This is a genomic window from Hydrogenophaga taeniospiralis CCUG 15921 (genome assembly GCF_001592305.1).
Taxonomy (GTDB): domain Bacteria; phylum Pseudomonadota; class Gammaproteobacteria; order Burkholderiales; family Burkholderiaceae_C; genus Hydrogenophaga; species Hydrogenophaga taeniospiralis.
The window spans coordinates 84,037-94,538 of sequence record NZ_BCWR01000023.1 but is presented as its reverse complement, the minus strand read 5'-3'; the positions used below and the strand labels follow the sequence as shown (position 1 = coordinate 94,538).

Genomic DNA, 10,502 nt, shown 5'->3' with positions numbered 1-10,502 from the left:
ACGGCCAGCGGCCTGGCCGCTGGAGCAGAGGTCGGAAAAGCGGATGAATTGCATGGTGGTGCCTTGAGCGGGCAGCGGTGCTGCGGGGATGCGGGAGCGCAGGTGCGAAACGCGCAGCGCAAATTGTAGGCACTGCCGCCGCGTGAGGGCCGCGGCGACCAAGGCACGCCGTCAGTCCGGGTGCTGCGGCAGGGCTTCGGGGGCCTCGGCCCTGAAGCTGGCGAGCCACGCCCGGCCCTGGCTCCATCGGTGCACCACGGTCCAGGCCAGCACCGAGGCCAGCAAGCCGCCGGTCAGCACATCGACCGGGAAATGCAGGCCCAGCGCGACCCGGCTCCAGGCGACCAGCACGCCCGTCGCCAGCAGCAGCACACGCCCGATGCCATGCGGCGCGGACAACCAGCCCACCACGCCCAGGGCCATGGCCACGCTGGCGTGGCTGCTCGGGAAGCTTGGGGTGGGGGAGTGCTCCAGCCAGCGGTGCCCCAGGCCCAGGACGAAGGGCCGCGGCATCGGCAGCGCCCACTGGATGCAACGCGCCACCAGCCAGGCCAGGGCCATGGCCAGCAGCATCTGGCGCGCCATGGTGCGCCAGCGGGGCTGGCCCACCACAGCCACGCTGAGCGCGAAGACGACGGCAAAAGCGGGCAGCTGGACCGACGCAAAACGCGCCAGCGACAAGACCCACGGGCTCGCCGACGGCGACAGGTTCAACCAGAGGAACAGCGGTTGGTGAAGCTCGCTCATGGCTGCGCACCCCGGTGACCGGTGCGCTCGCGGAGCGTGTGCTGAGGGGTTCGCTGCATGGGGTGAAGATCTCCAACCGGGTTGATGCGCCGTCAGGACCTTAGGAGGTCCAACTTATGCGGCGCTTATCGCGGGCCACACCCCAGGAAATCCCCTGGACTTAAGCGGGCACAAATTTTAACAACCCAGTATCGACCCCGGCCCATCGGTCTATGTGAATTTGTCTTCGTTTCCCCAACTTTTCAGGAGGTTCCCCCCATGTCATCGCCCGCGCTCACCGAACGCTACCGCACCCCGTCCATCGTCCTGCACTGGGTCATGCTGCTGTTGATGGTGGCGGTCTACGCCAGCATCGAACTGCGCGAGCTGTTCCCCAAGGGCAGCGATCCGCGCGAGAACATCAAGACCCTGCACTTCATGCTGGGTCTCACCGTGCTGGCGCTGGTGGCCCTGCGCGTGGCCCTGCGCTTCTCGGCCCCCACGCCGCGCATCGAACCCGCACCACCCCGCGGCCAGCAGATCATGTCCAAACTGATGCACGCCGCGCTCTATGTGTTCATGGTCGGCATGCCGCTGGCGGGCTGGCTCTACCTGAGCGCCAAAGGCAAACCCGTCCCGTTCTTCGGCCTGGAACTGCCGGCCCTGATGGGCACCAACCCCGATGCCGCCCAGTGGATCAAGGAAGTGCACGAAACGGTGGGCGAGGCCGGCTACTGGTTCATCGGACTGCACGCCGCGGCCGCCCTGTTTCACCACCATGTGATCAAGGACAACACCTTGCTGCGCATGTTGCCCTCGCGCGGCTGAGCCGCCGCGCCGGACTCACCCCCCAACGCTTGAACAGGTGGCCCAGATCATGAACACCACAACGCCCATTCGCTCCACGACCGTCTGGCTCTTCGCGCTCCTGGCGGGCTGGGGCGGCCTTGCCATGGCCAGCACGCCCACCGAAAAAGTGGTCTGCACCCAGCTGCCGCGCTCGCAGTGGATGTCGGAGCAGCAGGCCCGGGCCGCGTTCGACGCGCCCCGGTACCTGCTGGTGCGCTTCAAGATCTCCCGGGGCAACTGCCACGAGTTCTACGCGGTGGAAAAAGACGGCACCGTGGTGGAAGCCTACCGGCACCCCGTCACCGGCGAAACCGTGCGTCTGACCCGCGTGCCGCCGCCCACGCCGGTGGCACCGCAGCCGACGGGGCAGCCCGAGGCATCGGGGACGCCGCCTGCGGGCCGGTAGTCTTGTTGGTTGGTTGGCTGGGCGGGCACGGCGCAAAGCCCGCACCCTGTTCGGGCCGGCCTTTTCGGTCTGAAGGCTATGGTGCAAATACCGGGTGCGCTCCAGAATCGGGTCCAAGAGACGGGTGGAACACCAACCAAATTGCGGCAAACTGCAGGCCTGAACACACACCACACACGTCCTGAAATGGGGCCCGAGCCCTTGGAGCCAGACGGCGAGCGGCTCGTCGCGAATCTCGAACGGAGGACACCATGGGACTTAAACCAACCAGCCTCCACGATTCCCGGGGCGGTTCATATATGCGCCGCAGACTAACGCTATCTCTCATCGTCGCACTCGCGGCCCCTCATGCAGCCGAAGCCGCCGATCCCGCGTTCGCGCCTCTTCCTCAAACAACCCAACGACAACTGGCAAATCAACGCCTGTTCGTTTCGTCACTTGTTGCCAACAATTTTCCCGGTGAAAAATTGTCTGGTTCGAAAAGCGACTTTCAGCTACTGCAACGCATACTCGACGCGAAACTGATCCCAAAGACCAGAACCTGGGAACTACAAGCTCTTGGGGTCGCATTTGGGGATTCGCTGGTCGCCACCGTCCCCGGTCTGGCCTGGTGGCAAGTCACAGACGAATACGGCACCGACCCGACAGTGCGCTATCGTGAGACAACTGTTCAGATCAACGCGCTCACAGCACTGTCGAAGCGAGTTGAAAGAAGCGAGGGCATCGAGGTCGAGAAACTTGCTGAGCACTTCTCGAAATTCATCGAGACTGAGGCGAAAAAATTCAAATGAAGCCCACCCCTTTCATCGAGAGGGACGTCCAAAGGCTATCGCCCTTGGACGCCATCATGCAAAACGTTGGGTGTCGCCGGGTATCCTTCGCGCATGTTCGCAAAATCTCAGGCTCAGTCCCTTCTTAAGAGTGCTCTCTCGGAGATCGCACAGTCCGACGGCATTGCAGCCACGGATCGCTTCTCTGGCCTGAGAGAAGTCGACGCGAAGGTCCGCGAAGTACGAATGATTCTTGAGGGAGTGGAAGGCTTGCCGCCGTCACTACTCACAAATCTCTCAAACGACATCGACTTCCAAGCTAACAGTCGGCGAATCAGACTGGAAGCACTTGCGAACTACATCAAAAGTGCCCTCAAGTTTCTGGATACGGGCGCTTTTGAGAAACCGAAAAAGATCATTCATGCACCACCCAATTTCAGCCAGCTTACAGCCTCCGTGCCAGGGTTGAGAGAGGAGCTGGAGAAAAGATGGCGCGAGTCCCAGAAGTGCATTCACGTAGAGGCGTACACGTCAGCCGTCATTCTGATGGGCAGTGTCTTAGAAGGTGCATTGCTTGCAAGAGCGCAGCTATCAGTCTCTTCTGCCTATCAGGCACAACGCGCACCGCGCGACAAGACTGGTAAGTCGCTCGCGATCCAGGACTGGACGCTAAGCGCTCTAATTGACGTCGCTGTCGAGCTTGGCTGGGTCAAGTCTGATCGCGGGAAGTTCAGTCACGCACTCCGCGAGTCGCGAAACGTTGTTCATCCTTGGCAAGCGGTAATGATTCGTGCCGCCTTCGATCAAGCCACATGCGTCACGAGTTGGAGCGTTCTTGAAGCCTCGGTGGAGGATCTGCTTTCAAGCCTGCCGTGAGAGCAACGCCTAACCCATTAATTGAGAGAGTGTGCCCCGACAAGCCGGGTGCCACCTTTCACGTCAAACCTTATGTCGATAGCTGACGCCTGGCCGATTGTCAGAGAAGGCGTTTGGCTGTACGCCGGCTCAGTCCCTGTCGCGGTTCGTATTCTGTTGAGTGCCGAAACGTGGGGAAGTGGCGACTATGAAGACGAGGAATCGATTCGCGAGAATCGTCAAGAAGAGTGCTATTTCCTTGCCTATGAGATGGCTGCGGCACCGGGAAAATTTTGCAATCTGGTGCCAAACCTTATGAGCTTGGAAGAAGCTGTGTCTGTTGCAGAGGAGCGCTTTCCCGGCATTCGATGGATGCCGAGAACGAGGCAATGAGCCATGTCCAGTCAAGCGTCCTGCTGCACGCAACAAGGCCGCAGCATCCGACCACCTGCGATGTCGGCTGAACGGCAACCTCAAACCTCACTGATCACGAAATCCGCCTTGCCCACCGAGCATTCGGGGCAGCGCCAGTCTTCCGGCACGTCGGCCCAGCGGGTGCCGGGCGGGATGCCGTCTTCGGGCCGGCCGGCGGCCTCGTCGTAGAAGAATCCGCAGACCACGCAGAGATAGCAGTTCATGGGGATGCCTTTCTTCAAATTTTCAAATGGGGTTGGAAAGAGGTGGGGCTGGAGACGCGGAAACGGACGGGGCACAGCGTCAATCGTCGTCGCCGTCATCGTCATGTCCGCCGCTGCCCCGGTGGTCGCCTGTGGTGAGGCTGCTCAGGGCCTGGGCCGACACCAGCCCCTTGGGCGACTGCTGCCACTCCCAGGCGCCGTAGGCCAGCACCGCGATCAACAGCAGGGCCGCGAGCCAGCGGCGGTTGTGCTGCACCAGGTTGGGCCCCGGACCTTCGACGCGGCCGCTCAGCATGGGCAGCGCCTGGTTCTTGCGCCGCAGCAGGCTCAAACCGGCGATCAGCGCCAGGTGCGCCAGCACCACGAACAATATGGCTTCGCCGAAGAATTCGTGCAGCTCTTCGAGCCAGTCACCACCGAGCACGTCGCCCCAGTCGTTGTAGGTGCCGTAGCCGCTGAGGGTGATCGGCACCACCAGCGCGAGCAGGGCCACCACGGCCAGCGCCATCAGCAGGTTCTGGCCCTGGCGCCAGTTGACGCCGGCCAGCGAGCCCCTGGGCACGGCCGCGCGGATCGAGCGCAGCCAGGCCGGGGCGGCGCCGAGCTTGCGCCACAGCAGGCCCAGCCCCGCTTGGCGCGGGCCGAACAGGCCGTAGAGCACGCGAAACGCCAGCAGGCCGGCCATGGTGTAGCCCAGGGTGACGTGCAGTAGCCGCCAGTGTTCGCCGTCGGCGGTGAGGTAGGCGCCCAGAAAGCTCAGGGCGAACAGCCAGTGGAACATGCGTGTGGGCGCATCGGTGACCAGGCGGCCCGGCGCGGCGGCCGCACGCGGCTGGCTGGTGGAGGTGTTGAGGGAGGGGTTGGCGTACATGGTCTGCTCCGTGACTCAGTCGTTCCAGGCCCGGCGCGAACGGGCATCGAGCCCGGCCGGAAACTGCAGGTTGTCGTCGTCGTAGTCGCCCTTGTCCGCGCCGGTGTGGCAGGCGGCGCAGTTGGCCGCGCTCTTCACGCTGGCGAGTCTCCAGACGGAGGGGGCGATGTCGTCGTGCTTGCGCTCGAACCAGGCCGAGCGGGTGATGCGGTCCTCGGGCGGTGCCTCGGCCACGCGTTTGTAGGTGCCGGCGTTGGCCACCAGCCAGGTGGTCAGCTGCTGCACGGTGGCGGCGTCGAGCGAGGCGTCGGTGCCGTAGTGCCGGTCCAGCCCGCTCATGATGCGTTGCCATGAGCGGGCGGGCAGCATGCCCGGGGCGTAGCCGGTGTGACAGGCAGCGCATTCCTGGGTGTAGGCCTGCGGCACATTGCGCGGCAGTCGGCGACCACCGTCGGCGTGCGCGGCCGACAGCGCGACCAGACCCAGGCTAGCGGCCAGGAGCAGGGAACGAAGGGTGCGGTGGGTGTTCATGGGGTTCTCCAGAGACCGGGGCCGGCGGGCGGTCATTTGAGGCTGTTCAGGTAGGCCAGCACGTCGGCCTTTTCGCCGGCGCTGCATTCGCGGCTGAGCACGTCGTTGCAGTTGCGCTTGAACCACTTGTCCACCTTGGCGGTGTCGGTGAAGGCCTTGGGGTTGAAGGCTGGCGCGAGCGGCGCGATCACTTTGCCGGTGTTGGCGTGTTTGCCCTGGGTGGTGGGCGGCGTGCCGTGGCAGGACGCGCAGGACCACTCGCCGCCCTGGCGGTTGTTGAAAAAGACCTGACCCTTGTCGGCGTTGCCTGGGGCGCCGGCCTGCGCGCTCCAGCGCTGCAGCTGCTCGGCGGCCGAGGTATCGGCGGCCTGGGCGGCGGGGGACAACAGGGCGCTGCTCAGGGCGATGGCCGTGAGGCCGGCGCGGATGAAAGAAGGGCGGATGGCGGTCATGGTGTGGGGCTTTCCGAAGCGTGGTGGGGGAACGGTGTCGCGATGGGGTGCATTGTTGAAAAAGCGTCTTGAACCGAAGCTGAAGACGGTGTTCATGGGCCGTTCAGAAAGCCGGCCCGACAATCGCGCCATGCCGTTGCACCCCACCACTCCCCGCACCCGCCGCTTCGTGGCCTGCACCGTGGCCGTGGCCGCGCTGTGGGCGGGCGGCGCCGCTGCCTGGGCCCGGGGTGAAGACGACCACGAGCGAGCGCAGCAGGCGGTGCAGGCCGGGCAGGTGCTGCCCCTGCGCACGGTGCTGGAGCGGCTGGAGCGCGAACACCCGGGCCAGGTGCTGGAGGTGGAGCTGGAGCACGACGGCGAGCGCTGGCTCTACGAAATCAAGCTGTTGCAAGCGGACGGACGGCTGTTCAAGCTTTTGCTCGACGCGCGAACCGCCGAGGTGCTGCGCAGCAAAAGCCGCGATCACAATGGCAGCGGTGGGCGCCGCCCGCCCCGCTGAAACCATCCCCTTTCCATTCCATGCGCATCCTGCTGGTTGAAGACGAACCCACCCTGCGCGCGCAGCTGCGCACGGGCCTGGTGGAAGCTGGCTACGCGGTGGATGAGGCCGACAACGGGCGCGAGGCCCACTTCCTGGGCGACACGCAGGCGTTTGACGCGGTGGTGCTCGACCTGGGCCTGCCGGTGCTCGACGGGCTGTCGGTGCTCAAGCGCTGGCGCGATGCCGGCCGCACGATGCCGGTGCTGATCCTGACCGCGCGCGACAACTGGCACGAGAAGGTGGCCGGCATCGACGCCGGGGCCGACGACTACCTGACCAAACCCTTCCACCTGGAAGAGCTGCTGGCGCGCCTGCGTGCGCTGATCCGCCGCGCCAGTGGGCAGGCCTCGCCGGTGCTGCAGTGCGGCGCGCTGGCGCTGGACACGCGCAGCGGCCGCGTCACGCTCGATGGCCAGCCCGTGACCCTGACCAGCCACGAATACAAAGTGCTGGACTACCTGATGCACCGCCCGGGCACGGTGGTCTCGCGCACCGAACTGACCGAACACATCTACGCCCAGGACTTCGACCGCGACTCCAACACCATCGAGGTGTTCGTGGGCCGGCTGCGCAAGAAGCTGCCCCAGGCCTGCATCGAGACCGTGCGGGGGCTGGGCTACCGGCTGGTCCCGCCCCCCCCCCCCTCCCCATGACGCGCGTGCGCTGGACCCGCTCCCTGCGTTTTCGCCTGCTCGCGGCCACGCTGGTGGCGCTGGCGCTGGCGCTGTTGCTCGCTGGCTGGGGGCTCGCTGGCCTGTTCCGCCAGCACGTGATGCGCCAGTTCGAGACCAGCCTGACCCAGCAGCTCGACCAGCTGACGGCGCGGCTGGAATTCGACGCCGCCGGGCAGCCGCAGATCGACCCGCAGACGCTGTCGGATCCGCGCTGGCACAAGCCGTATTCGGGGCTGTACTGGCAGATCGACCAGGTGAGCCGCAACGGCCAGGCGCGCAGCAGCGTACTGCGCTCGCGTTCGCTGTGGGACACCCGGCTGGAACTGCACCCCGACGATCTGGCCGACGGCGCGCTGCACGCGCACGAAGGCATCGGGCCGCAGGGTGCGGCGGTGCTGATGCTGGAGCGCACGGTGCGCCCCGACGAACAACCCGAAGCGCGCTGGCGACTGGTGGTGGCGGCCAACACCCAGGACAGCCTGCAGGCCGTGGCGCGCTTCAATGGCGTGCTCGCCACGTCGTTGCTGGTGCTGGGGTTGCTGCTGGTGCTGGCCGCGCTGGCGCAGGTGGCGGTGGGCCTGTCGCCGCTGCGCGCCCTGCAGCGTGCGCTGGCCCAGGTGCGCGAGGGACAGGCGGCGCGGCTGCAGGGCCAATTTCCGGCCGAGGTGCAGCCGCTGATCGACGATTTCAACGGCGTGCTGGAGCGCAACGCCGAGGTGGTGGCACGCGCGCGCACCCACGCCGGCAACCTGGCGCACGCCATCAAGACCCCGCTGGCGGTGCTCGGGCAAGCGGCCGCGCAGTCGCTGCAGGCCAGCCCGGGCGACCCGGCGCTGGCGCGGCTGGTGCAGGAACAGGTGGCCACCGCGCGCCGCCACATCGACTGGCACCTCGCGCGCTCGCGCGCGGCGGCCGCGCAGCGCCTGCCCGGCCTGCGCACGCCGCTGGCCCCGGTGGCCGCCGGCCTGGTGCGCGTGATGCAGCGGGTGCACGCTGCCCGCGCGCTGCGCATCGACACCACGGGGGTGCCGGACGCACTGGCCTTCGCGGGCGAAGAGCAGGACCTGCAAGAGATGCTGGGCAACCTGCTCGACAACGCCTGCAAGTGGGCGCGCACCACGGTACGGATCAGCGCCACGGGCACGGCCGACGGGCTGTGCGTGGCGGTGGAAGACGACGGGCCGGGCATCGATGAGGCCGCCCGCGATGCGGTGCTCGCGCGCGGGGTGCGCATGGACGAAACCGTGCCCGGCTCCGGCCTGGGCCTGGCCATCGTGAACGAGCTCGCGCAGCTCTACGGTGGCCAGCTGCGGCTGCGCAGCTCCGAACTGGGCGGGCTGCGGGTGACGCTCAGCCTGCCGATGGCGGCTTGAGGTCGGCGGCCTGCACGCGCGGCGCCGCGCAGGGCGCCAGGGCGTCCAGCGCCGGCCGGTAGGCCTGGGTGTTCACGTCCATCAGGCCCAGCACCGAATGGAAGAAGTGGTCGTGCGAGATCGGGTCGGCGCCACGGGCGCGCAGGCAGTCCAGCGACAGCCCCGAGCGCTCGCGCAGCCCGGGCGAGAGCCAGGCCACCATGGGCACATGGGTCTGCTGTTCGGGCGCGAAGCTGTAGGGCACCCCGTGCAGGTAAAGGCCGTTTTCCCCCAGCGACTCGCCGTGGTCCGACAGGTAGATCAGACCGGTGTCGTGGCTGCCGCTCTGGGCCTGGGTCTGCAGCCATTGCAGTGTCTGGTCCAGGAAGTGGTCGGTGTAGGCCAGGGTGTTGTCGTAGGCGTTGATCAGTTGTTCCGCCGGGCAGTCCGAAAGCGTGTTGCTGCGGCACTCGGGCTGGAACGGTTTGTGGCTGGCGGGCGTGCGCTTGAAGTACGCGGGGCCATGGCTGCCCATCTGGTGCATCACCACCACCACGCCGCGTGCGCGGCGCTGCGGGTCGAGCGCGGCGATGCGCTGGTCCAGCCCCTGCAGCATCACGGCATCAAAACACTCACCGTCTTCGCACAGGCCGGGCACCTGGAGCGCCAGGGTGCTGGCGTGCGGCACACGGTCACACACCCCCTTGCAGCCCGACTGGTTGTCCAGCCAGAGCACGGCCAGGCCGGCGCGCTGCAGCACGTCGAGCAGGTTTTCGTGCTCGGGGGTCTGGTCGCCGCCCTGCTGGCGCGTGAGCGGTGAAAACAGACAGGGCACGGAGACCTGGGTGTTGGTGCCGCAGGAATGCACCTGGCTGAAATTCACCAGCTCGCCCTGGGCCTGCCAGCGCGCCAGCGCCGGGGTGGTGGGGCGCGCATAGCCGTCGAGCATGAAGTGGTCGGCGCGCGCGGTCTCGCCCACCACCAGCACCAGCAGGGGCGGGCGCGGCTGTTGCGCGTAGCTCGCGCCCAGGCGCGCGTCTTCGCCCACGGGCTGCAGCGCGTGCGCCTGCCGGGGCCACTGGTCGGCGGCGAGCCGGGTGGCGGCGTACACGGTGTTGAGCGGGTTGGCCATGTAGCGCAGCGCCTTCTGGTTGCGCATGAGCGAGGCCAGGTCCTGGTAGCTCAGCAGCGCCATCAACAGCGCCAGCCCCAGGCCCGCCAGCACACCGGCGGTGTTGCGCGCGGCCTGCTGCCAGGAGCCACGCGCGCGCAGCGGGCGCTGCCACAGCCACCACAGCGGCGGCGCCGCCACCAGCAGCACGGTGGCGAGCAGCGACAGCGAGAGCAGGTCGCGCACCTCGCGCGCATCGGTCTGCACCACGTTGGCGAACATGGTCGGGTCGATCACGGCGCCGTACTGCCACATGAAGTGGGTGTTGAAAGCCGCCACCAGCAGCAAGCCGCTGGCCGCAGGCCGGAACAGGCGCGGCCAGGCCAGCAGCGAGAGCAGCGCGGCGATGGCGCCGGTCATCAACAGCGCAAAGCTGGCAAGCAGCCACACGCGATGCGCCAAGCTGCCCTCCATGCCGGCGATGCGCTGCCACAAGGGCAGGTTGCCGGGCACGGCGAGCCAGAGCGCCAGCGGCCAGACCATGGCCGCCGGCCACCGGCCGGCCGGCGGGGTGAACGTGTCCGCCCCCCGCGCGCTCGGGCTGAAACTGACAAAAAGAAGGGGCCGGGTGACCTGCATGGACAAGACCGAAAGCACCAGCACATGCTGGCCTTGCCATGTTGGAGGGGCGAAATTAAGTCAGCCTTATCAACCGCCGCGCCA

The 10,502-nt window shown here is 67.0% G+C and carries 14 protein-coding genes; 8 read left to right on the top strand and 6 right to left on the bottom strand.

Features of this window, described 5'->3' with window-relative positions; translation table 11 throughout:
• Positions 1 to 171 precede the first annotated feature (171 nt).
• Positions 172 to 747, bottom strand: coding sequence for a phosphatase PAP2 family protein (locus HTA01S_RS23335; protein WP_084236526.1), 576 nt, complete (start codon positions 745 to 747; stop codon positions 172 to 174).
• Positions 748 to 1,005: 258 nt separating this feature from the next.
• Between HTA01S_RS23335 and HTA01S_RS23330 the strand changes: the two genes are divergently transcribed.
• The 5 genes from HTA01S_RS23330 to HTA01S_RS25450 all read left to right on the top strand — a co-directional run bounded on the left by HTA01S_RS23330 (position 1,006) and on the right by HTA01S_RS25450 (position 3,999).
• Positions 1,006 to 1,554, top strand: coding sequence for a cytochrome b (locus tag HTA01S_RS23330; RefSeq protein WP_068175971.1), 549 nt, complete (start codon positions 1,006 to 1,008; stop codon positions 1,552 to 1,554).
• 49 nt (positions 1,555 to 1,603) lie between these two features.
• Positions 1,604 to 1,981, top strand: a complete 378-nt coding sequence (locus HTA01S_RS23325) for a PepSY domain-containing protein (RefSeq protein WP_157572244.1) — start codon at positions 1,604 to 1,606, stop codon at positions 1,979 to 1,981.
• 251 nt (positions 1,982 to 2,232) lie between these two features.
• Positions 2,233 to 2,772, top strand: coding sequence for a DUF3806 domain-containing protein (locus HTA01S_RS24970; RefSeq protein WP_084236524.1), 540 nt, complete (start codon positions 2,233 to 2,235; stop codon positions 2,770 to 2,772).
• Positions 2,773 to 2,865: 93 nt separating this feature from the next.
• Positions 2,866 to 3,627 (top strand): hypothetical protein, encoded by a 762-nt coding sequence (locus tag HTA01S_RS23315; protein WP_068175963.1) that lies wholly within the window; start codon positions 2,866 to 2,868, stop codon positions 3,625 to 3,627.
• A gap of 72 nt (positions 3,628 to 3,699) precedes the next feature.
• Positions 3,700 to 3,999, top strand: a complete 300-nt coding sequence (locus HTA01S_RS25450) for a hypothetical protein (RefSeq protein WP_157572243.1) — start codon at positions 3,700 to 3,702, stop codon at positions 3,997 to 3,999.
• 80 nt (positions 4,000 to 4,079) lie between these two features.
• Here the strand turns inward: HTA01S_RS25450 and HTA01S_RS23310 are convergent, their stop codons facing one another.
• The 4 genes from HTA01S_RS23310 to HTA01S_RS23295 all read right to left on the bottom strand — a co-directional run bounded on the left by HTA01S_RS23310 (position 4,080) and on the right by HTA01S_RS23295 (position 6,098).
• A complete protein-coding gene (locus HTA01S_RS23310) occupies positions 4,080 to 4,244 on the bottom strand; it encodes a rubredoxin (RefSeq protein ID WP_068176006.1) in 165 nt (54 codons plus the stop codon).
• A gap of 79 nt (positions 4,245 to 4,323) precedes the next feature.
• Positions 4,324 to 5,115: a cytochrome b/b6 domain-containing protein gene (locus tag HTA01S_RS23305; protein WP_068175960.1), complete on the bottom strand. Its 792-nt coding sequence runs from the start codon at positions 5,113 to 5,115 to the stop codon at positions 4,324 to 4,326.
• A gap of 15 nt (positions 5,116 to 5,130) precedes the next feature.
• Positions 5,131 to 5,646, bottom strand: coding sequence for a diheme cytochrome c (locus tag HTA01S_RS23300; protein WP_068175958.1), 516 nt, complete (start codon positions 5,644 to 5,646; stop codon positions 5,131 to 5,133).
• Positions 5,647 to 5,678: 32 nt separating this feature from the next.
• Positions 5,679 to 6,098 (bottom strand): DUF1924 domain-containing protein, encoded by a 420-nt coding sequence (locus HTA01S_RS23295; RefSeq protein WP_068175954.1) that lies wholly within the window; start codon positions 6,096 to 6,098, stop codon positions 5,679 to 5,681.
• Between the two features lie 130 nt (positions 6,099 to 6,228).
• On the opposite strand from HTA01S_RS23295, the gene HTA01S_RS23290 reads away from it, so the two are divergent.
• From HTA01S_RS23290 to HTA01S_RS23280, 3 genes are read left to right on the top strand one after another with little or no spacing between them, the layout of a single operon-like run.
• On the top strand, positions 6,229 to 6,600 hold the full coding sequence (locus HTA01S_RS23290) for a PepSY domain-containing protein (RefSeq protein ID WP_068176003.1): 372 nt from the start codon (positions 6,229 to 6,231) through the stop codon (positions 6,598 to 6,600).
• Positions 6,601 to 6,620: 20 nt separating this feature from the next.
• Complete coding sequence (locus HTA01S_RS23285; protein ID WP_068175952.1) at positions 6,621 to 7,295, top strand: response regulator transcription factor; 675 nt, start codon at positions 6,621 to 6,623, stop codon at positions 7,293 to 7,295.
• Positions 7,292 to 8,689: a sensor histidine kinase gene (locus HTA01S_RS23280; RefSeq protein WP_068175950.1), complete on the top strand. Its 1,398-nt coding sequence runs from the start codon at positions 7,292 to 7,294 to the stop codon at positions 8,687 to 8,689. The genes HTA01S_RS23285 and HTA01S_RS23280 overlap by 4 nt, the downstream gene beginning before the upstream one ends.
• Here HTA01S_RS23280 and HTA01S_RS23275 read toward each other — a convergent pair.
• Positions 8,667 to 10,322, bottom strand: coding sequence for a phosphoethanolamine transferase (locus HTA01S_RS23275; RefSeq protein ID WP_068175999.1), 1,656 nt, complete (start codon positions 10,320 to 10,322; stop codon positions 8,667 to 8,669). The genes HTA01S_RS23280 and HTA01S_RS23275 overlap by 23 nt on opposite strands.
• Positions 10,323 to 10,502 lie beyond the last annotated feature (180 nt).